This window comes from Pedobacter sp. MC2016-15, assembly GCF_026239695.1.
Taxonomy (GTDB): Bacteria; Bacteroidota; Bacteroidia; order Sphingobacteriales; family Sphingobacteriaceae; genus Pedobacter.
On the sequence record NZ_JAPIVS010000003.1, the window covers coordinates 473,328 to 495,653 of the forward strand.

The window sequence follows — 22,326 nt, forward strand, 5'->3', positions numbered from 1 at the left end:
TGCTCAAGAATCTGAATCCAATCAATACCCTTTAATATATATATGAAACACTACAATTTACTAACGATGCTCTTCTGCATAACGCTTCTTCTGCCAGGGGCGATATATGCGCAGACAACAGTCAAAGAGCAGCCAACACTTTCAAACGCCACGCTTGAGCAATGCATTGAGTATGCGCTCGGCAACCGTCCCGGAGTTAAACAGGCGCTGATTGATCAGGAGATCGGAGAGACCGATATTAAGTCGGCATTATCTGGCTGGTTACCCCAGATCAATGGAACCGGTACTGCTAACCATAACCTTAAGCAGCAGACACAAGTGCTTACCACCAATGGTGTTACTTCACTGCTCACCTTTGGTGCTAAAAATAACTCTCAGTTATTACTTCAGGCTGATCAGAAGATTCTTGATGCAGGCCTGATCCAGGCTTCAAAAACTGCTAAGTATTACAGGGAACAATACAAACAAAGTACTGAAAACACTAAAATCACTACAATTGTAGAAGTAAGTAAAGCTTTTTATGACGTATTGACCAGCAAAGAGCAATTAAATATCATTGCTGAGAACATTGCGAGGATTGAAAAACAATTGAAGGATGCCGGTGCGCAGTATGAAGCTGGCCTGGTTGATAAAACTGACTTTCAGCGTGCCCAGATCAGCCTTGGTAATTCCAAAGCCGACAAGAAACGCACTGAGGAACTGCTGAAATACAAATATGCCTACCTCCGTGAACTGATGGGTTACAATGCCAACAAGGACTTTAGCCTATCGTATGAAACCAATGCCATGGAGAAAGAAATTGATGTGGACAGTACTCAGGGTATGACCTATCAAAATCGCGTAGAGTACAGATTACTGCAAACCCAAAGAGAATTGCAGCGAATCAATACCAGCTATAATAAATTAGCCTACATGCCAAGCCTTTCTGCTTTCTACAATTATGGTTTCAACTACCTGAATTCATCGATCAAGAATTTGTACGACAATAACTATCCCTCGTCAGTGGTTGGTCTTACCTTGAATATCCCGATTTTCCAGGGTGGTAAGAGAACACAGGAGATCCGTAAGGCGAAGCTTCAGGAAAGAAGGGTAGATTACGATCTGGAAAATACCAAGAACCAGATCAACAGCCAGTATGAGGCAGCGATGGCGACCTACAAGGCAGGACGTAATGATCTGAATACGAATAAGTCGAACGTAGACTTATCAAAGCAAGTTTATAACACCATTAAATTACAGTATGATGAAGGTATTAAAACTTACCTGGATCTGATGACTGCAGAAACTGACCTGCGTACCGCACAGATCAATTATCTGAACTCATTATACAACCTGCTATCTGCCAAACTAGACGTACAACAAGCATTAGGAACCATAACAGTTAACCCATAACAGACATGAACACACATTACATAAAATTAAGCATTGCAATTCTTGGTTCCGTTACACTGGCATCATGCGGTGGCGGAGATAAAGCTGCCCAGCAACAGGGGCCTCCTCCGGCGACACCTGTAAGTACATATACTGTCGCAGAGCAACCCGTTACAACAACAGATACTTATCCCGGTAATGTTATCGCCCTGAATGAGGTAGAATTACGCCCTCAGGTTGGTGGATATATCACTGCGATTTACGTTAAAGACGGACAAAAAGTAACCAAGGGACAGAAATTATACGAAATTGACCGTACTAAATATCTTGCTGCCTACAATGCTGCGAAAGCTGATGTGGCTGTAGCAAAGGCAAATCGTGATAAAGCAAAAAAGGATGCTGACCGTTACACAAAGCTGGCAGAACAGGAAGCTGTGGCCAAACAGCGTGTAGATTATGCACTGACTGATCTTGCAAATGCAGAATCTCAAGTTGCAGCTGCACAGGCTGCACTGGCCTCATCGGCGAACGACTACCAGCGCTCCGTAATCGTTTCTCCTTTAACAGGTACTATTGGTATTTCACAGGTTAAACTTGGTGCACTTGCTACGGCAGGCACTACGCTACTGAATACTGTATCTACCAATGATCCGATCGCTGTAGATATTGCGGTTGCCCAGGCAGAGATACCACGTTTTGTTGAACTTCAAAAAAGCACTTCTGCAGTTAAAGATTCATTGTTCAGCATTGAGATGCCTGATAAAAGCATTTACAAACGCCGTGGAAGAATTGTAGCGATCGATCGTGCTGTAGATCCTACAACCGGTACAATTAAAGTAAGGATCAGCTATCCTAATGAAGGTGGTACACTGGTTTCAGGAATGAATGTGAACTTGCTGGCTTTAAATAAAGAAGCAGGAAATCAGGTGGTTATCCCTTACAAAGCTGTAACAGAGCAATTGGGAGAGTTCAACGTAATCACTGTGGGTGACAGCAGCAAAGCTGTGCCAAAAGTAATTAAGGTTGGAAGACAGGTTGACCAGAACATTGTAGTAAAGAGCGGATTGAAAGTAGGTGAAGTGATTGTGGTTGACGGAGTTCAGAATGTAAGACCAGGAGCTGTAGTAAAAGCTGTTTCTCCGGAAGAAGCTAACCAGCCTGCAGGCGCAGCTGCACCAACTAAAAAATAGTGAATAAAAGATTTTCAAGCATATGATATCAGAAGTATTTATAAGGCGACCGGTCACGGCAATCGTCATCTCCATATTAATTGTGCTGGTAGGGGCTATTGTGATCACCACATTACCTATCAGTCAGTACCCAAGTATTGCGCCGCCAACAGTTACTGTAACAGGTACCTATACAGGTGCCGATGCACAGACTGTTGAACAAACAGTAACCACGCAGGTCGAAAGCCAGATCAATGGTACGCCAGGAATGAAGTACCTGCAATCCAACAGTACATCTGACGGACGTTCTGCAATTACAGTAACCTTTGATGTAGGATCAAATATTGATATCGCAGCCCTCGACGTGCAGAACAGGGTGGGTATCGCTGAGCCAGGTTTACCGGAGGCGGTACGACGTCTGGGTATTACTACCAAAAAGGCCAACAACGATATCCTGATGGTAATTGGTTTGTACTCTCCAAATGGTACCTACGATCAGAAATTTATCTCCAACTATATCAACTTGTACATTAAAGATGCGCTTTTGCGTATCAAAGGTGTGGGTGATGTGCAGGCGTTTGGTCAGCCTTTCAGTATGCGTGTATGGCTTGATGCCAACAAAATGAGCAGGTTAGGACTCACACCGGCGGAAGTCTCTGCAGCGATTAGTGAGCAGAATACGCGTATTCCGGGTGGTAGCATCGGCGGCAGGCCTCAGAGCAGTTCACAAACATTTGAGTTCTCTGTGGTGATGGACGGTGATCTAAACACTGAAGAGCAATTTAGAAATATTGTGATTAAAACCGGTGAAGATGGTTCACCAGTATATCTGAAAGATGTAGCCAGGGTTGAACTGGGTGAGTTCTCTTACCCGACTACGTCGAAGGTGAATGGTAAAGTTGCCTCACTGATGGCCATCAACCAGACTCCGGGCGGTAACGCGGTAGAAACTGCTGAAGGTATCGATCAGGCAATGGCGGAACTGAAAAAGAATTTCCCTAAAGATTTAGACTTTAAAGTGGGTTATGAAACCGTTTCCATTGTAAAAGTTTCCATCAATGAGGTAGTACATACGCTGGTTGAAGCCCTGATCCTGGTTACAATTGTGGTATTCTTCTTCCTGCAAAGCTGGAGAGCTACCCTGATTCCTGTACTGGCTATTCCGGTGTCGATCATTGGTACATTCATTCTCTTTACGCTACTGGGCTTCTCGATCAACGTACTGACGATGTTCGGATTTGTACTCGCCATTGGTATTGTGGTGGATGATGCGATTGTGGTGGTAGAGGCTGTCCAGCATTATATGGACCACGAAGGCCTGTCTGCCCCTGATGCAACACGCAAAGCGATGAAAGATATCACAGCGCCGGTTATTGCGATCGCCCTGATCCTTGCAGCGGTATTTATTCCGGTAGGATTTATTCCGGGTATGGTAGGATTGCTTTATCAGCAGTTTGCAATCACTATCGCAGTGTCGGTATTGTTATCTGCATTTATCGCACTTTCACTTACCCCGGCACTTTGTTCATTGCTGTTAACACCAATGAACTTATCCAAAGACAGCAGGGGACTGAATAAGTTCTTCTTTAAATTTAACACCTGGTTTGCCAGAGTAACGGATAAATATTCTAACGGGGTAAAATGGTCTTTGAAAAAAGCGCCATTGGTGATGATCATCCTTGCCTGTATTTATGTAGGTACAGTTGGTCTCTTTGTTAAGAAACCTTCAGGATTTATTCCTACGGAGGATGCCGGTATCTTTATCATGGGAGTAACACTTCCTGAGGGTTCATCATCTGCGAGAACTGACCATTTCATGGACAGGATTACAGACAGTATCATGAAAAAACACCCTGAGGTTCAGAATATCTCTGCGATCAATGGTATCAACATCCTGAATAGGTCATTTAAATCGAATGCAGGAACGTTTTTCGTACAGCTGAAAAACTGGGATGAACGTGATAATGATATTCAGAGTGTGCTCACTGATGTCTCTACGATGTTTGCAGGTGATAAGGAAGGTAGTCTGATTGCCGTAACTCCTCCGCCAATTCCAGGTTTAGGTATCAGTGGTGGTTTTACCCTGCAGATCCAGGAACAGCAAACAGGAGATATTAAGAAGTTTGAAGGGGTAGTAGGTAAGTTCCTTGCTGCGGCGAATCAACGTCCGGAGATAGGAATGGCTTATACGCTGTTCAACGCCAGAACTCCAAATTACCAGTTCCATGTAGACCGCGATAAGGCCAAGAAAATGGGCGTTTCCATAGGTGATGTATACAGCACGATCTCTGCCTATCTGGGTAGTAGCTATGTGAACGACTTTACCAAATACGGACGTAGTTTCAGGGTAGTAACGCAGGCGGATACAAATTTCAGAAGCAGTATCCAGGATATGAGTAAACTGTATGTGAAGAATAATAAAGGCGTACCAGTTCCAATCAATACGCTTGTGAGTTCCAACATCACTGAAAATGCTGCGATTATCAATCACTACAACTTGTTCAGATCTATCGAGATCGGTGGATCGGCTAAGCCGGGAGCCAGTTCCGGTGACGCACTACAGGCTTTGCGTGAGGTAGCTGCACAAACACTTCCACCGGGATATACTTATAACTTCTCTGGTTTGAGTTTGGAGGAAACTGAAGCGGGTAACAGCACCACCTTAATCTTCGGACTGATTATCGTCTTTGTATTCCTGCTGCTTGCGGCACTATATGAAAGCTGGTCTGTACCATTCTCAATTCTGTTGGCCGTACCACTGGGATTATTTGGTGCGATTCTCGCGCTGATTTTCCTTCCTAAGCTGGATAACAATATCTATGCTCAGGTAGGTCTGATTACCCTGATCGGTTTGTCGGCCAAGAATGCGATTCTGATTGTAGAGTTTGCGAAAGAGCGTGTTGACTGGGGTATGGAGCTGATTGCTGCAACGATTGAGGCAGTGAAATTAAGGCTGAGACCAATCATCATGACATCCCTTGCGTTTATCCTGGGTGTTATCCCGCTGATCATCTCTACTGGTGCAGGTGCTGTATCACGTCAGACAATCGGTTGGACAGTTGCTGCAGGGATGCTTTCGGCAACGATCCTGGCGCTGTTTATTGTACCGGTATTGTTTGTACTGATCACCAAGATCGCCTACGGTAAGAAAAAACTGGCAGAGCTTGAGGCCAATTACAAACCTGAAGATCATCAGGATACCCTGCATGCAGATTAATTCTGCAGGGTAATACGGTCAACAAAAAGAGCCGCATCATATGATTATGATGCGGCTTTTTTTTTATGTTGAAAATAATACTGTTATCTATGCGTTACAATTCTTAGAAAACGCACCCCTTTCTATGATAATTATTAAAACGTAGTTTATTATGGAAACTCAAAAATCAAACAGTAAGCTGGACCCACAGGTAGAAGCTTTATTAAATCAATTTAAGTCAGCTGCAGCGCAGGATAATGCGGAGCTCAATTACTCTTCTACAGAAGAGGAAATTACTGCACTTCGACAAAACATGGCGGATTTGATTCCGCTTGGAGGATTGCCAGAAACGGTCCTGAACATTACAAATCTGAATATACCTGGTCCGGGAGGACCATTGCCCATCAGAATTTACAAACCTGTTGACAAAACTGTATTGCCTGTGCTGGTGTATTTTCATGGAGGCGGATTCATTGCTGGTAATTTAGACAGTAGTGACACTTTTTTAAGGGCTCTGTGTAACCGTGCAGATTGTTTGATTGTTAGCGTTGATTACAGACTTGCTCCAGAACATCCCTTTCCAGCTGCTACGGAGGATGCATATGCGGCGCTCTTGTGGATCTCAAAACATGCAGATGTTCTCGATGCCGATGCGAGGAAAATAGCCGTAGGGGGAGACAGCGCGGGAGGAATGCTCGCCGCCTTAATGGCACAGCAAGCTGCTAGGGATGGATTAAAATTATCATTGCAAGTTTTACTTTACCCAAATCTTGATGCTACAAATTCAAGTGATTCATGGAAAGAGCTGGGCAGCGGGGAATACCTGGTAAGTCTACAGGAAATGAACAGATGGTATGACCATTATATACCTTCCACATTCAGCAGGGAAAACCCTAAGATATCGCCACTTTTCGCTAGAGACCTGGCTGGACTTGCGCCGGCATTAATTATCACGGCTGAATTAGATCCTTTGCGTGATGAAGGTACTGAATATGCGGCACGACTTAGAAAGTCTGATAACAAGGTGTCAGAGAAGCAGTTTCCGGGTATGATTCATGGATTTGCATCTTTGGCAGGTGTCTTGGACGCCGGAAAAAAATTGATTGATGATGTTGGTGCTTCCCTCGAAAGTAGTTTTCTCTAGATAGCAAGATAGCATGAAGACAGATGTAGATGTCTTCATGCTATTAGTTAATTTATTTATAATTAAAGGTTCCTTTATCGCTGTTAATCGTCACTTGCCTGTGATCAGCCGCTTCTACATGACCAATGATCTGTGCGTCGATGTTAAAGCTTTTTGAGATGGCTATGATACTTTCCGCGATTTCCTGAGGTACATATAGCTCCATTCTGTGACCCATATTAAATACCTTATACATTTCTTCCCAGGCAGTGCCAGATTGCTCCTGGATAAGCTCAAACAAGGGTGGAACTGGAAACAGATTATCTTTGATCACATGGATATCGTCATTGATAAAGTGAAGAACTTTCGTTTGTGCTCCGCCGCTGCAATGTACAAGCCCGTGGATCTGGTTTCGATGGGTCTCCAGTACCTGTTTGATCACTGGTGCATAGGTACGGGTAGGAGATAGGACAAGCTTTCCGATTGTGATTTCAGTGTTTTCATCAATCCTGATTTTATCAGTCAGCTTTTTACCACCTGAAAATACCAGGTCATAAGGCACAGCAGGGTCGAAACTCTCAGGGTAGGCATCTGCAACTGATTTATCAAATACATCATGACGTGCAGAGGTTAGGCCGTTGGAGCCCGTGCCTCCGTTATATTCCGTTTCATAAGTTGCCTGTCCGGATGAAGATAAGCCTATAATTACATCACCTGGCTGGATCTTGTGGTTGCTGATAATATCTTCCCGTTTGATGCGGCAGGTAACAGTAGAATCTACGATGATCGTACGCACCAGGTCGCCGACATCTGCGGTCTCACCACCCGTAGAATAGATAGAAATGCCCATTTCGCGCAGCTCTGCAAGAATTTCTTCTGTTCCGTTGATCACAGCAGCAATCACTTCACCGGTGATGAGGTTTTTATTTCTGCCGATGGTAGAAGATAAAAGGATATGGTCTGTAGCACCTACACAGATCAGGTCGTCCAGGTTCATGATGATCGCATCCTGAGCGATACCTTTCCAAACCGAGATATCTCCCGTTTCTTTCCAGTAAACGTAAGCCAGTGAAGATTTTGTTCCGGCACCATCAGCATGCATAATATTGCAGAAAGCGTCGTCATTACCCAGTATATCAGGGATGATCTTACAAAAAGCCTGAGGAAAAATACCTTTATCTATGTTTTTGATGGCTTGGTGCACATCTTCTTTCGAGGCAGAGACGCCACGCTGGTTGTACCGGTTATCACTCATATTGCTGCAAAGATAGGGAAACGCATGAATGTAGACGATTCAGGCTGAAAAAAAATAACCTCTGCTTTTTAAGGGCAGAGGTTATATTAGTTAAATGAGGATATTTTATTTTAAAAATAATAATTCTCTGAATTTAGGCAATGGCCAAACGCTGTCATCAACCAATTGCTCCAGTTTGTCAGCATGGTAACGGATGTTGTCAAAATGAGATTTAACCTGAGTATCATAAGCGATCGCTTTTTCTCTGTGGTCTTCGATTCCATTAGCAACTTTACGTGCCTCAAGCATCGCATCAATACTACCTTTTACAACAGATAAATGCTCAGATAATTTATTGATAATAGCTACCGGAACATCTAAAGTCTCCTTTGCTAAACCAACTTCTTTCAGGCTCTTTGCATTTTCTAATAATGCATTCTGATAAGATATCGCAGCAGGAATGATCATGGTATTGGCTACCTCGCCCATTACCCTTGCTTCGATCTGAAGTTTTTTATAGTAGTCTTCTAAAAGGATTTCATGACGTGCATGTAATTCGCGTTTAGTGAAAACGTTAGTTTTCTCAAAAAGCTCAGTTGATTTGTCAGAGATGTAAGCATCTAGAGCTACAGGAGTAGTTTTGATGTTGGCCAAACCACGTTTAGCAGCTTCATCTTCCCAGTCCTGGCTGTAACCATTTCCTTCGAAACGGATATCTTTAGATTCTTTAATGTATTTTTTGATAACCGTTAAAAGAGCGATATCTTTTTTCTCTCCTTTTTTAATCAGCTTATCTACGTCAACTTTGAATTTAATCAATTGATCTGCCATGATTGTGTTTAACACAGTCATTGGAGCAGAAGAGTTTGCCGAAGAACCTACAGCACGTAATTCAAATTTGTTACCAGTGAAGGCAAATGGTGAAGTACGGTTACGGTCAGTATTGTCTAAGAGGATTTGTGGGATCTTAGGAATACCTAACCATAAAGCATTGTCTTCTTTGATTTTTTTGCTGATGCGTGAGTGCTCGATTTCATCTAACACTTCGTTTAACTGCTGACCAAGGAAGATAGAGATAATTGCTGGCGGAGCCTCGTTTGCACCTAAACGGTGATCGTTGCTTACAGAAGCAATACTTGCTCTTAAAAGATCTGCATGCTCATGTACAGCTTTGATCGTATTTACAAAGAAAGCCAGGAACATCAGATTGTTTTTTGGAGTTTTTCCAGGAGCAAGTAAGTTTTTACCAGTATCTGTAATCAATGACCAGTTGTTGTGTTTACCTGAACCGTTGATACCTGCATATGGTTTCTCGTGCAATAACACTTTGAAGTTATGTCTGCGGGCAACCTTTTCCATTACATCCATTAACAATTGATTGTGGTCAATTGCCAGGTTGATTTCTTCATATATAGGAGCGCATTCAAATTGCAATGGCGCAACTTCGTTGTGACGAGTTTTAAGAGGAATACCTAATTTCAAGGCTTCATTTTCGAAGTCTACCATGAAAGTGAATACACGCTCAGGAATAGATCCGAAATAATGATCATCCAATTGTTGTCCTTTAGCAGACATATGACCAAACAAAGCGCGGCCGGTTAATGCCAGGTCAGGACGTGCATTGAACAATGCAAGATCAACCAGGAAATATTCCTGCTCGATACCTAAAGAGGCAGTTACTTTATTAATTCCTTTATCAAAATACTGACAAACATCTACTGCAGCTTTATCCAGTGCATTTAATGCTTTCAATAAAGGTGCTTTATAATCCAGGGCTTCGCCTGTATAAGCTACAAATACTGTAGGGATACATAATGTTTTTCCAGCTTTGCTTTCCATGATAAATGCGGGTGAAGAAGGATCCCATGCAGTATAACCTCTGGCTTCGAAAGTATTTCTGATACCGCCGTTAGGGAAACTTGATGCATCAGGCTCTTGTTGTACTAATGCACTACCAGCAAACTTTTCAATTGCACCTTCACTGCTTGGTTCAAAGAATGAATCATGTTTCTCTGCTGTTGAACCTGTCAACGGCTGAAACCAGTGAGTATAATGGGTTGCACCTTTAGACATCGCCCAGTGTTTCATCGCTGTCGCGATTTGGTTTGCATCGTCAGAATTGATTAACTCACCCTGCTCGATTGCCGACACCAATTTCTCATAAACGTCTTTCGATAAGAAATCTTTCATTTTCTTTCTATCGAACACATTAGAGCCGAAAAACTCAGAAATCTTAACCGATGGGGCTATAACTTCCGGGGAAACTCTATTTTGTGCTTCTTTTAATGCATTTGTTCTTAAGCTTTTCATTAGTTTCTTTAAAATTTGACCAAAAATAGAATATTAATTATTAAATGATCAACAATTTCATGTAAAAAATTCAAAATTCTGCAACTTTGTTAGAGCATCTTTGTTTCATTACTTATCCGTACTTCAGATTAACAGATTTACAGCAATTTCCAGCTATCCTATATTGATCTCTAAGGCCGAAAATCTCTTTTGATTTAATGTTTTTTCGTTATGGAATTGGATAATTTATGTCATCATGTTACTGAACCTAATTCTAAATATCATGATTAATATTTCATCCGATCTTTACAAATCAAGCTGGACCGAACTGGTGTTTAAAAACAGAAACAAAGCTTATGGTGCCTATCAGCTACGTGCACAATCCTCATCTATTACAATACGATCGCTTCTGATTGTAGCACCCGCTTTTATCCTGCTGTTTGCCGGTCCGGTGCTGTACAGGAAAGTATTTAAAATCCAGCTAGAGCAGCCAATGATGAGTACTCCTGTTGAGGTGACTACCGTTCAGCCTGCAGAGATCAAACCCCCGGTACAAAAAAATGAACTCCCGGCGCCAGAGCCTTCACAGCAAAAGCTGAAAACAGTAAAGCTGCCTTCAAAGATCATAGTAACCGAACAGCCTCAGTTGGATGAGACACCGCCAAGTATCAAAGAAATAGAGGATGCCCTGATCGGACAGGTAAGCCAGGCTGGAGAAGCCAGCCATGACGTTGTTAGTCCGGTTGTTGGCACTGGTGAGGGGCATGGTACAGTACCCGCTGAAGACAATGCGGTGTATGACACGGGCGGTGTAGACCAGTTTCCGGAATTCGAAGGTGGGATGGGCGCCTGGTCCAAATTTATACAGCGCAATCTCCGCTACCCCGAAATGGCTGTAGAGCAGGAAACACAGGGTAAGGTCTTTGTCAGTTTTGTAGTGGAGAAGGATGGTACCGTATCAAATGTTACTGTGGTCAAAGGAATAGGAGGGGGCTGTGATGAAGAAGCCATTCGCGTGATCAAAAAATCACCGCGGTGGAGACCTGGAATGCAGCATAATCTTCCGGTGAGGGTACGGTATAATATGCCTCTGTCTTTCACACTCAGTAAGTAAGAAACACCGGGCCGGCTTCATTTGCCGGCTCTTTGTTTATATTTGCTTCATGTTAAAAAGAATCCATCACGTGGCAATTATTTGCTCCGATTATGCAGCCAGCAAAAACTTCTATGTCAATATCCTGGGACTAAAGATTGTGCAGGAAGTTTACAGGGTAGAAAGAAAATCATATAAATTGGATCTTTCTGTAGGCGGGTTATATCAGATTGAACTCTTCTCTTTTGTGAATCCACCTGAACGAGCTTCCGGACCTGAAGCAAGGGGATTACGTCATCTTGCTTTTGAAGTTGACGATGTTGCAGCAGTTGCCGCTGAACTGAATGCCAAAGGGGTGCTAACTGAAGATGTCAGGGTTGACGAACATACGGGGAACAAGTTTACTTTCTTTACTGACCCTGATGGTTTGCCATTAGAAATCTATCAATCCTGATGGGCAGTATCTTTAAGTTTAAACAATTTGAAGTCGACCAGAATGGTTGTGCAATGAAAATAAATACGGATGGCGTCCTTTTGGGCGCCATTGCTGTTCAGCAGCAGCCCGGCAATATCCTTGACATCGGCACAGGAACCGGGGTGATTGCAATGATGATGGCCCAACGTTATTTATCCGCCAGAGTAGATGCTGTTGAAATTGATCCCTCTGCCGCTGCAGCAGCTGCACAGAACTTCAGTCATTCTCCCTTTGCTGATAGGATGCGCGTTTATCCGGTAGCTTTTGAAAAATTTGCAGCAACAGCAAAATATGATTTGATTATTTCCAATCCTCCTTATTTTGTCAACGACCTGAAGAATAATGAAAAAAGAAAGGAACTTGCGCGACATGCATCTGAGGATTTCTTTGGACTGATGCTGCGTAATGCGGCATCGATGCTCCATAACAATGGTTTTTTATGGATGATCCTGCCTGTTAAACAAGCAGAAGATGTCGTTGTGAATGCGATTCTTTACAAATTACATCTCTCTGTGGTCATTCATATCTACTCCGATAAATCTAAGCAGGAATTCAGACGGATCATCTGCCTGGATTTCGATAGCAGTAAACTGTTGAAGGAAGAGCATGTTTACATTTATCAGTCTCAGGGAGAGTACACCGTACAGTATAAAAAACTTTTGAAGGATTTTTTCCTGGCATTTTAAATACCATTTTACAGATTAAGCAGATTTAAAAAAAAATATTATGAAAAAAATTGGACTCATATCTGATACCCATGGGTATTTAGACGACGCCGTTTTTAAGCATTTTGATGCCTGCGATGAAGTCTGGCATGCCGGAGATTTTGGTCCGGATGTAGCTGAAAAACTCGCCGCCTTTAAACCACTGAAAGGAGTATACGGAAATATTGATGACGAACTGATCAGGAATGAATTTCCTGAGAAAATACGATTTAGCTGTGAACAGGTTGATGTTTTTATGATTCATATTGGTGGCTATCCGGGCAAATATGTGCCCTCTGTAAAGACGGAAATATACAATAAGCCCCCAAAACTATTTATCACAGGGCACTCACATATCTTAAAAGTTATGTTCGATCCCAAGATTCAATGTTTGCACATAAATCCCGGAGCAGCAGGAAGATCCGGATGGCATAAAGTGAAAACTTTAATACGTTTCTGTATTTCAGATGAAAAAATACATACCTTAGAGGCAATAGAATTAGGTAATAGATAACGTATTAAATACACTAAGTAAATTATGTCAGGAATAAAAACACTAGGACAATTCATCATTGAGAAACAAGCTGATTTCTCGTACGCCAAAGGCGAACTTTCCAGATTATTAAGAGATATAGGTATCGCGGCCAAGATCGTGAACCGGGAAGTGAACAAGGCAGGTCTGGTTAATATTCTTGGCGATGCAGGTACGGTCAATATCCAGGGGGAGGGGCAGAAAAAACTGGACATCTTTGCGAACACACAATTTATCTCTGCATTAACCAGTGGGGGAGAATGTTGTATAGTTGCTACAGAAGAGGAGGATGATTTTGTACCCATAGATTCCCCGGTATCAAAGAATGCCAAGTACATTGTATGTATAGATCCGCTTGACGGCTCTTCCAATACAGATGTAAACGTGGCAGTGGGTACCATTTTTTCTATCTACCGAAGAAAATCTACTGAAGGCATGGCTACCATCACCGATGTGTTGCAAAGAGGTACAGAACAGGTGGCTGCAGGGTATGTGATTTATGGTTCCTCTACGATGATGGTCTATACTACCGGCAAAGGAGTGAACGGTTTTACTTTAGATCCTTCCATAGGTGAATTCTGCCTCTCTCATCCCGATCTGAAAATCCCTGAAGACGGTCATATTTATTCTATTAATGAAGGCAATTATGTGCATTTTCCAAAAGGCGTGAAAAAGTATATTAAGTATGCTCAGGTACATGACAGAGCTACAAACAGACCATACACGTCCAGATATATTGGCTCTATGGTAGCAGATATCCATCGCAACCTGATTATGGGCGGCATTTACATCTATCCGACTACGGCCAGTTCACCTAATGGAAAGCTGAGGTTGCTGTATGAATGTAATCCCATGGCCTTCATTGTGGAACAGGCGGGTGGATTTGCTTCAGATGGATTTAAAAGGATATTGGAAATTGAGCCGGTAGAACTGCACCAGCGGTCGTCCATTTTTATTGGCTCCAGGAAAATGGTGAGTATGGCAGAACAGATGATGACAGAATTTGCTCTCGAAGCGGGTCAGATCAATCAATAATTTACAGCAAAGTACTTCTATTTCTCTCAGCCTCGAATTCTGCATCGATTTCGAGGCTTTCTCTTTTCTTGCCCGCTGCTACAGCCAGTTCATCGCATCTTTCGTTTTCTGGATGAGCATTGTGTCCCTTGATCCAGATAAATTTTACATCATGTAGTTTGTATACCGCCAGGAAACGCATCCAGAGATCCTTATTCTTCTTTCCTGCAAAGCCTTTCTTTACCCATCCGAAAACCCATTTTTTCTCTACAGAGTCCACAACATATTTGGAATCGGAATATATAGTAACCTGTTCTCCGGGTTTTTTGATCGCATTCAGACCCACGATCACTGCAAGAAGTTCCATGCGGTTATTGGTAGTCATACGAAAACCACCGCTTAGCTCTTTATAATGACTGCCGGAACGCAGGATTACTCCGTATCCACCAGGACCTGGATTGCCACTTGCTGCGCCGTCGGTATAAATCTCAATCATTTTTTATATTCCTGGTTGGTGATGAACTAAAATTTGTCTGTAAACAAAAAAAGCAGCCGTTTCTGGCTGCTTTTAAAACTTGGGTGGAATATGGGGCTCGAACCCACGACCCTCGGTACCACAAACCGATGCTCTAACCAACTGAGCTAAAACCACCATGTTTTTCAGTTTGACAAAAGTACACTTTTAATGTGTCTCTGCAAATATTTTTGAAGAAGAATTTGAAATAATTTTTAAACAATTCATAAACAGCTTCTTGCAAATGAAAAAAAATAAAAAAAAATTGCTGGCCGGACTAAAGGGGCTAAAATGTCCGCTAAAATGCGAATCTAAGCAGTATGCGCAGATTTAGAAAGAATGGCTGATGTGATTGAATTAACATTGAAATGTTAAATATTTAATATTCTCCAAAAAAGAATGTTCAAACTTTCGTTTTATTCGAAAAGAATATTACATTTGGGCTTACCCTTTCAAGGGTATGTTTTTCATAGGTAGATGTAGGGCCGAAAATTTATTTTCGGCCCTTTTTTGTTCCTGCAGGTTATGTATCTTTAGCCACCTTATGAAGAAAAAGAAAATCATCGTTTCAATTACCGGCGCCAGTGGTTCTATCTATGCTAAACTATTGATGGACAATTTGCAGTCACTTTCATCACAAATTGAAAAAGTGGGTGTAGTGATGTCAGATAACGCTAAGGAAGTATGGCGCTTTGAACTGGGAAACAGTGATTATGATCATTACCCCTTTGATTTCTATCAGAAAATGGATTTCAATGCACCTTTTGCTTCAGGCTCCGCTAAGTTTGATACCATGATCATTATTCCATGTTCGATGGGAACCCTGGGGCGGATAGCACATGGTATCTCGAACGACCTGATTTCAAGGGCTGCGGATGTGATCTTAAAAGAGCGCAGAAAGCTGATCGCAGTTGTCAGAGATACGCCATTCAGCCTGATTCATATCAATAATATGAAAACCGTTACAGAGGCTGGTGGAATCATCTGTCCGGCCAATCCATCATTTTATAGTATCCCCAAATCCATTGAAGAAGTAGCCCAGACCGTAGTGAGCCGTGTGATTGATCTTGCAGGCCTGGAGCAGGAAAGCTACCGCTGGAATGAGGATAATTCGTAAAATTTGACAATCAGCTAATTGTTTGGTGTCTATATGCGCGTCTAAAAAGTTATCTTTGCATTTTGGATAGTTCCGGTATGCTGTCAATAAATACATTTCAGCCGGATAAGCAATGATATACGGATGAAAAAAGTAGCATTTTATACATTAGGTTGCAAGTTGAATTTTTCAGAAACTTCAACTATTGGCCGTCTTTTTATTGATGCAGGTTATGCTGTAGTAGATTTTACCGATGGTGCCGATGTATATGTCATCAATACTTGTTCAGTTACGGAACATGCCGATAATAAGTGCCGCAAGGTGGTAAAAGAGGCCTTAAAGTATGCTCCGAATGCTTACGTTACTATCGTTGGCTGTTATGCACAACTTAAACCGGCAGAGATCGCAGAGATTGAAGGGGTAGATATGGTGCTTGGGGCTGCTGAAAAGTTTCGGATAGTAGAGTATATCTCTGATCTTACCAAATTACCCAAAGTTGTTGTTCATCAGCAAAATATAGAGAAAGTTAACCATAATTTTATTGCTGCTTATTCGATAGGCGACCGCACAAGAACCTTCCTTAAGGTACAGGACGGATGCGACTACCCATGTACCTACTGCACTATTCCGCTGGCCAGAGGTGGGAGCAGGAGTGATACCATCGAAAATGTTGTCAACAGGGCCAGACAGATCGCTGAAAGTGGTGTAAAAGAAATTGTGCTCACCGGCGTTAACCTTGGCGATTTTGGTATCAGAGACGGAAAACGTGAAGATAAATTCTTTGACCTGGTAAAGGCATTGGATGTGGTGGAAGGAATTGAAAGAATCCGCATTTCGTCTATAGAACCTAACTTGCTGAGCAATGAGATCATCAGCTTTGTAGCACAGTCAAAAAGATTTGTCCCGCATTTTCATATTCCTCTCCAGTCGGGTTCTGATAAGATCCTGGGGCTGATGAAAAGACGTTACCGCAGGGACTTATATACCGAGCGTGTAGCAACCATTAAAGCACTGATCCCGGATTGCTGTATTGGAGTAGATGTCATTGTTGGTTTCCCTGGTGAAACACATGACGATTTCCTCGATACCTACCAGTTCCTGAATGAATTGGATATTTCTTACTTACACGTCTTCACATATTCTGAACGTGAGCAAACAGAGGCCGCAGAGATGGCCGGTGTGGTTGCAGGAAGTGCCCGTGCAGACAGAAGTAAAATGCTTCATATTTTGTCGGATAAAAAACGCAGGGCTTTTTACCAATCGCAATTGGGAACAGTCGCAGAAGTGCTTTTCGAGGATGATCAGAAAAATGGATTTATGCATGGCTTCACCAAAAACTATGTGAAGGTAAAAGCAAAATATGATCCTGTGATGGTCAATGAGATTAAAACTGTAAAGCTTGTAGAAATGACTCCCGACGGCGAAGTAGAAGTTATGGAAACAGAAGAAGTTTTAGCACATTAATCCTATATTCGCGTAAAAAAATACGCAAATGTTCCCTACGGTATCCCATTTTATTGAATATGTTTTCGGTGTACAGATTCCTTTACCCCTGAATACTTTTGGACTGCTTGTCGCGCTTGCTTTTGTAGCAGGATACTGGGCTTTTGCAGAAGAATTGAAACGTAAAGAGGCTTTAGGAATACTGCACGCGGTAAAGAAAACGATCATCGTTGGTAAGCCCGCTACTACTAATGAAATCCTGATGAATGCCTTGTTTGGTTTCCTCATCGGTTATAAATTGGTATATGCCTTTTTAAACTACAGTCAGTTTGTGAATGATTCGCAGGGGATCCTGCTTTCGTCAAGGGGAAGTCTCCTGGGGGGATTGTTTTTTGCGGCTGTGTTCGCCTATTGGGATTACAAAGAAAAAAGTAAGTTTAAGCTGAGTCAGCCTAAAAAGGTGGAAGTAACAGAACATCCATATGAACTGACTGGTCATATGATCGTATGGGCAGCGGTATGGGGACTTCTTGGTGCGAAGATTTTTGATAACCTGGAGCATTGGGATAGTTTTGTTAAAGATCCTATCGGCAGTTTGCTATCTTTCAGTGGCCTGACCTTTTATGGAGGACTCATCTGCGGTGGAGCTGCAGTATTGTATATCGCAAAGAAAAATGGGATTAAGCCGCTTCATATGCTGGATGTTGGCGGACCAGGAATGATGCTCGCCTATAGTGTAGGTCGCATTGGCTGCCATTTGTCCGGAGATGGCGACTGGGGAATTGTGAATCTGAATCCGAAGCCTTTTGGCTGGCTGCCCGACTGGCTATGGGCATACACTTATCCAAATAACGTAGCCATGGAAGGTGTGCCTATTCCGGGATGTACTGGTCGTTTCTGTAACGTGCTACCTTTACCCGTATATCCTACACCAATTTATGAGGTGATAGTTTGTTTTATTCTGTTCCTGATTCTATGGCGTATTCGCAGGCATATTAAACTGCCGGGAATGATGTTCGGAATTTATCTGATGATGAATGGTCTGGAAAGGTTTAGTGTGGAGCTGATCCGTGTGAATACAAGATACCATGTTGGTGGTCTTTCTTTCACTCAGGCAGAGCTGATTTCATCGCTGTTGTTCATTTGTGGCCTGCTCCTTGTTGTGTTTGCTGTAAGAAATAAAGAAAAACACGCGAACTACTAAATTAAAAGATTTGAATTACGAATTACTTACTGAACAAGTTATTGCAATCACACGCTTAACAGGCAATTTTATCCGGAAAGAATCCATGAACTTCAATGCAGCAGCTATTGAGCTGAAAGGATTGAACGATCTTGTTTCTTACGTGGATAAAACGGCTGAAGAGCAACTGGTGGACAATCTTTCCAGACTTTTACCCGGCGCAGGTTTTGAAACTGAAGAGGATACGGTAAATAGCAGGGGACAAACTTATAACTGGATTATTGATCCGCTGGACGGTACTACCAATTTCATTCACGGCCTGCCAACATATTCGATCAGTATTGCTCTCTATGAAGAAGAAAAACCCGTTTTAGGTGTGGTATATGAGATTAACAGGGCTGAGATGTTTCACAGTTACAAAGATGCCCCGGCATTTTTAAACAATGAAGAGATCAGGGTTTCTAACAGGAAACATCTTTCAGATAGCTTACTTGCAACGGGCTTCCCTTACTATCAATTTGATAAGCAGCCACAATATATGCAGTTACTGGCCGAACTCATGCAGAAAACGCATGGCTTGCGGAGAATCGGATCAGCAGCAGTGGATCTGGCTTATGTTGCTGCCGGAAGGTTTGATGCTTTCTTTGAGTATAATCTAAATTCGTACGATGTTGCGGGAGGAGCTTTTCTCGTGCAGCAGGCGGGTGGAAGGATTATGAATTTCAGCGGTGGCGATGAGTTTATCAACCAGCGTGAGATCCTGGCTACCAATGCGCTGCTGGATGAGGAAATGCTTGAAGCGCTGCAGAGAAACTTCAATAGCTAAAGACATAAAAAAAGGCGACCATATTCATGTGGTCACCTTTTTTGTAAATTTTGTTATAACTTATAAAGCGTTGGAAACAACTTCTTTAACTTCTGGAACCATACGTTGAAGCAAGTTCTGGATACCTGATTTTAAAGTGATGGTTGAGGAAGGACAGCCGCTGCATGAACCGCGGAGTTCTACTGTAACAACACCTTCTTCAAAAGATTTATAGCTGATTGCTCCACCATCCTGTTCAACAGCAGGACGAACATAGTCATGCAGGATCTGCTGGATTTTCACCTCCAGGTCTGAGCCTTCAAAATCCGGCATTTCTTCAGCAGTAGCTTCTTTAATTTTGTATTCTGATTCAACAGCACCTTTAACAAACTCTTTTAAAATCGGTTCGATATCTGCCCATTCAGCGTCCTCCGTTTTAGTAATGGTAACGAAGTTACTCGCAAAAAACACTCCGTTTACAAAATTAAACTTGAATAACTCCTTCGCAAATGGGGAATGCTCAGCGCTCTCCCTGCTGGCGAAATCTTCACTGCCATTGATCAAAAGTTTATTTACCATAAACTTCATAGTAGCAGGATTCGGGGTTTGTTCTGTATATACGTTAATAGTCATGATCTCTTTTTCTTACAAAAATATAGAATTCATAAATCAAATCCAGATATCGGTGTCTGTTTTAGGTCATTATATGTTAAAACACACCTGTGTAATTGAATGGTGTAATCTGCTTTAATTCCTGCTTCAGGTCTTCGTTAATTTGCAGTCCGTCAATAAAGGCGGCCATGGTATGAGCAGTGATTTTCTCGTTGGTACGGGTAAGATCCTTTAAAGCCTCATAAGGATTGGGATAGGCTTCTCTTCTCAGCACCGTTTGTATAGCTTCGGCAACTACCGCCCAGTTATTTTCCAGATCGGCCGCAATGGCGTCATTGTTTAATAAAAGTTTGTTCAGCCCTTTCAGTGTAGAAGTAATAGAGATAATTGTATGTGCCATAGGTACGCCTACATTTCTTAAAACAGTTGAATCTGTAAGATCCCGTTGTAAACGTGAAATAGGAAGTTTCGCTGCAAAGAATTCGAATAATGCGTTTGCTATTCCTGCATTTCCTTCGGCATTTTCAAAATCAATAGGGTTTACCTTGTGCGGCATAGCCGATGAACCAACCTCACCTTCTTTGATCTTCTGTTTGAAGTAGTTTTTGGAAATATAGGCCCAGATATCCCTGTCAAGATCGATAATAATATTGTTAATCCTTTTTAAGGCGTCACATTGAGCTGCAAACTGATCATAATGTTCAATCTGCGTGGTATGCTGCGCCCTGTTCAACTCCAGGATATTATTGACAAAATTATTGGAGAAATCTACCCAGTTGATGCCTGGATAGGCGATATGATGTGCATTGAAATTACCTGTAGCCCCACCAAATTTGGCACTGTTTGGAATGCTCTTTAAATTATTCAACTGGATCTCCAGTCTTTCAGCAAAAACCAGAAATTCTTTGCCCAGTTTAGTAGGAGAGGCAGGTTGTCCATGGGTATGCGCCAGCAGGGGAACATCTTTCCAATCGCCTGCAAGTTCCTGCAGCCTGCTGATCAGCTGACTGATTTGCGGGTAGTAAACTTCAGATAGAGCCAGTTTGAATGTATATGGAATCGCGGTATTGTTGATATCCTGAGAGGTCAGTCCAAAGTGGATGAACTCTTTATATTCCTGCAGTCCTAAGTTATCAAATCTCTTTTTGATAAAGTATTCAACAGCTTTCACATCATGGTTGGTAATTTTCTCTGTGTCTTTAACTTCCTGTGCATCCTGATCATTGAAATCATTAAAGATAGCACGCAGGCTCGCGTAATTAGACTTATCAAAAGCCGATAATCCAGACAGGCCGGTTTCACATAGTGCGATGAAATATTCAATTTCAACATATACCCTGTATCTGATCAGTGCAGATTCAGAAAAATACTGGGCAAGGTTTTGTGTGGTATTTCTGTAGCGGCCATCAACTGGTGATATCGCTTGTAATGGAGATAAATTCATGAATTAGAATGGTTTTGCAAAATGCAAATGTACCGAAATTCAGGCACAAAAAAAAGGCCTTGGATAAACCAAAGCCCTTTTATAGAGTCTTGAGTAAAGACTATTTTTTAACTGTATCAGCTTTAACTTCAGTAGTTGTAGCTTTAACTGTAGTATCTTTTACAGTTGAATCTTTAACTGTAGTATCAACATCAGTAGTGATAGTTGAAGAATCAGTTACAGTTGTATCAGTACCTTCTGCTTTTTTCTCACCTGAACAAGCTGAAACTGATAAAGTGATTGCTAATGCTGCGAAGCCTAATTTGAATAAGTTTTTCATTTGAATTCTGTTTAAAATAATTAATTAATTTTACAGATTAATACCACAATCTTTAAAAGGTAACCCACCAATTTAAAAAAAAACCAAAGAATATTTTTTTTGTCTAATATTGGGTTACCATTCACGCATAAACGTATTAATTAGTGAGTAATAAGTTAAGCAGTTCAGTTCCAACAGATAGAGAGGTTGTTTTAGGAATACTAAATAACTCAGAAGATGCACTCAATAGGCTGTACACAGGGTATTTCCCGATGATTTTACAGTTTATCATGAATAATAACGGTGACGAAGATGATGCGAAAGACGTTTATCAGGAAGCGATTATTGTTTTGTATAATAAAATCAGGAGTGGTGATTTTGAGTTAAGCAGTAAATTAAAGACCTATATATATTCAGTATGCCGGCGGATATGGTTAAAAAAACTTGCACAGCAAAGTAAGAAAACCACTAACCTGTCAGAACTTGATGACGTAGTAGCAGTAGAAGTAGACCTGGAACAGCACGAAGAGAAGGAGCTCCTATTTGAGAAAATGGGCTCAGCCCTGATCAGCCTCGGAGAACCATGCAAAACGATTATTCAGGATTTTTATATTAATAATCTCTCCATGCAGGATATATGCGAGAAGTTTGGCTACACCAATACGGATAACGTCAAGACTCAAAAGTATAAATGTATGCAGCGGTTAAAGAAATTATTTTTTCAAACCTAA

Annotated in this window: 20 protein-coding genes and 1 tRNA gene; 14 read left to right on the plus strand and 7 right to left on the minus strand. The window is 41.8% G+C overall.

Annotated elements, in window-relative coordinates; all coding sequences use genetic code 11:
* Window positions 1-42 precede the first annotated feature (42 nt).
* The 4 genes from OQY15_RS11005 (at window position 43) to OQY15_RS11020 (ending at window position 6,880) form a co-directional block, all read left to right on the plus strand.
* A complete protein-coding gene (locus OQY15_RS11005) occupies window positions 43-1,392 on the plus strand; it encodes a TolC family protein (protein ID WP_265791515.1) in 1,350 nt (449 codons plus the stop codon).
* 5 nt (window positions 1,393-1,397) lie between these two features.
* Window positions 1,398-2,561 carry an efflux RND transporter periplasmic adaptor subunit gene (locus OQY15_RS11010; protein WP_265791518.1) on the plus strand — a complete coding sequence of 388 codons (1,164 nt, stop codon included), beginning with the start codon at window positions 1,398-1,400 and terminating at the stop codon, window positions 2,559-2,561.
* 22 nt (window positions 2,562-2,583) lie between these two features.
* Window positions 2,584-5,757 carry a multidrug efflux RND transporter permease subunit gene (locus tag OQY15_RS11015; RefSeq protein WP_265791520.1) on the plus strand — a complete coding sequence of 1,058 codons (3,174 nt, stop codon included), beginning with the start codon at window positions 2,584-2,586 and terminating at the stop codon, window positions 5,755-5,757.
* A 151-nt stretch (window positions 5,758-5,908) separates the two neighbouring features.
* Entirely contained in the window at window positions 5,909-6,880 is a 972-nt protein-coding gene (locus OQY15_RS11020) for an alpha/beta hydrolase (protein WP_265791522.1), read from the plus strand.
* A gap of 52 nt (window positions 6,881-6,932) precedes the next feature.
* On the opposite strand, the gene OQY15_RS11025 is transcribed toward OQY15_RS11020, so the two are convergent.
* A complete protein-coding gene (locus OQY15_RS11025; protein WP_265791524.1) occupies window positions 6,933-8,114 on the minus strand; it encodes an AIR synthase-related protein in 1,182 nt (393 codons plus the stop codon).
* Between the two features lie 105 nt (window positions 8,115-8,219).
* Window positions 8,220-10,403 carry a glutamine synthetase III gene (locus tag OQY15_RS11030; protein ID WP_265791527.1) on the minus strand — a complete coding sequence of 728 codons (2,184 nt, stop codon included), beginning with the start codon at window positions 10,401-10,403 and terminating at the stop codon, window positions 8,220-8,222.
* 262 nt (window positions 10,404-10,665) lie between these two features.
* On the opposite strand from OQY15_RS11030, the gene OQY15_RS11035 reads away from it, so the two are divergent.
* The 5 genes from OQY15_RS11035 to fbp are packed head-to-tail and all read left to right on the plus strand — an operon-like array spanning window position 10,666 to window position 14,221.
* Window positions 10,666-11,496 (plus strand): energy transducer TonB, encoded by an 831-nt coding sequence (locus tag OQY15_RS11035; RefSeq protein WP_265791529.1) that lies wholly within the window; start codon window positions 10,666-10,668, stop codon window positions 11,494-11,496.
* A 49-nt stretch (window positions 11,497-11,545) separates the two neighbouring features.
* Window positions 11,546-11,929 (plus strand): VOC family protein, encoded by a 384-nt coding sequence (locus tag OQY15_RS11040; RefSeq protein ID WP_265791531.1) that lies wholly within the window; start codon window positions 11,546-11,548, stop codon window positions 11,927-11,929.
* On the plus strand, window positions 11,929-12,636 hold the full coding sequence (locus OQY15_RS11045) for a methyltransferase (RefSeq protein WP_265791533.1): 708 nt from the start codon (window positions 11,929-11,931) through the stop codon (window positions 12,634-12,636). The genes OQY15_RS11040 and OQY15_RS11045 overlap by 1 nt, the downstream gene beginning before the upstream one ends.
* Before the next feature lie 40 nt (window positions 12,637-12,676).
* Window positions 12,677-13,168 (plus strand): metallophosphoesterase family protein, encoded by a 492-nt coding sequence (locus tag OQY15_RS11050; RefSeq protein ID WP_265791535.1) that lies wholly within the window; start codon window positions 12,677-12,679, stop codon window positions 13,166-13,168.
* Window positions 13,169-13,192: 24 nt separating this feature from the next.
* Window positions 13,193-14,221 (plus strand): class 1 fructose-bisphosphatase, encoded by a 1,029-nt coding sequence (gene fbp / locus OQY15_RS11055; RefSeq protein WP_265791537.1) that lies wholly within the window; start codon window positions 13,193-13,195, stop codon window positions 14,219-14,221.
* A gap of 1 nt (window position 14,222) precedes the next feature.
* Here the strand turns inward: fbp and rnhA are convergent, their stop codons facing one another.
* Together rnhA and OQY15_RS11065 are read right to left on the minus strand one after the other, a co-directional pair.
* Window positions 14,223-14,696, minus strand: coding sequence for a ribonuclease HI (rnhA, locus tag OQY15_RS11060; protein WP_265791539.1), 474 nt, complete (start codon window positions 14,694-14,696; stop codon window positions 14,223-14,225).
* Between the two features lie 81 nt (window positions 14,697-14,777).
* Window positions 14,778-14,853: transfer RNA gene (locus tag OQY15_RS11065), tRNA-His, on the minus strand.
* A 405-nt stretch (window positions 14,854-15,258) separates the two neighbouring features.
* On the opposite strand from OQY15_RS11065, the gene OQY15_RS11070 reads away from it, so the two are divergent.
* From OQY15_RS11070 to OQY15_RS11085, 4 genes are all read left to right on the plus strand, one after another.
* The gene (locus OQY15_RS11070) at window positions 15,259-15,831 is read left to right on the plus strand and encodes a UbiX family flavin prenyltransferase (protein WP_265791541.1); all 573 of its coding nucleotides are present in this window, start codon (window positions 15,259-15,261) and stop codon (window positions 15,829-15,831) included.
* Between the two features lie 123 nt (window positions 15,832-15,954).
* Entirely contained in the window at window positions 15,955-17,274 is a 1,320-nt protein-coding gene (gene mtaB, locus OQY15_RS11075; protein ID WP_265791544.1) for a tRNA (N(6)-L-threonylcarbamoyladenosine(37)-C(2))-methylthiotransferase MtaB, read from the plus strand.
* Between the two features lie 28 nt (window positions 17,275-17,302).
* The gene (locus OQY15_RS11080) at window positions 17,303-18,457 is read left to right on the plus strand and encodes a prolipoprotein diacylglyceryl transferase family protein (protein WP_265791547.1); all 1,155 of its coding nucleotides are present in this window, start codon (window positions 17,303-17,305) and stop codon (window positions 18,455-18,457) included.
* A gap of 10 nt (window positions 18,458-18,467) precedes the next feature.
* On the plus strand, window positions 18,468-19,262 hold the full coding sequence (locus OQY15_RS11085) for an inositol monophosphatase family protein (RefSeq protein ID WP_265791549.1): 795 nt from the start codon (window positions 18,468-18,470) through the stop codon (window positions 19,260-19,262).
* Between the two features lie 60 nt (window positions 19,263-19,322).
* Here OQY15_RS11085 and OQY15_RS11090 read toward each other — a convergent pair whose 3' ends face one another.
* From OQY15_RS11090 to OQY15_RS11100, 3 genes are all read right to left on the minus strand, one after another.
* Window positions 19,323-19,874 carry a NifU family protein gene (locus OQY15_RS11090; RefSeq protein ID WP_265791551.1) on the minus strand — a complete coding sequence of 184 codons (552 nt, stop codon included), beginning with the start codon at window positions 19,872-19,874 and terminating at the stop codon, window positions 19,323-19,325.
* 76 nt (window positions 19,875-19,950) lie between these two features.
* Entirely contained in the window at window positions 19,951-21,297 is a 1,347-nt protein-coding gene (gene purB / locus OQY15_RS11095; protein ID WP_265791554.1) for an adenylosuccinate lyase, read from the minus strand.
* 100 nt (window positions 21,298-21,397) lie between these two features.
* On the minus strand, window positions 21,398-21,616 hold the full coding sequence (locus OQY15_RS11100; RefSeq protein ID WP_265791556.1) for a hypothetical protein: 219 nt from the start codon (window positions 21,614-21,616) through the stop codon (window positions 21,398-21,400).
* Window positions 21,617-21,759: 143 nt separating this feature from the next.
* Here OQY15_RS11100 and OQY15_RS11105 point away from each other — a divergent pair, with 143 nt between their 5' ends.
* Window positions 21,760-22,326, plus strand: a complete 567-nt coding sequence (locus tag OQY15_RS11105) for a sigma-70 family RNA polymerase sigma factor (protein ID WP_265791558.1) — start codon at window positions 21,760-21,762, stop codon at window positions 22,324-22,326.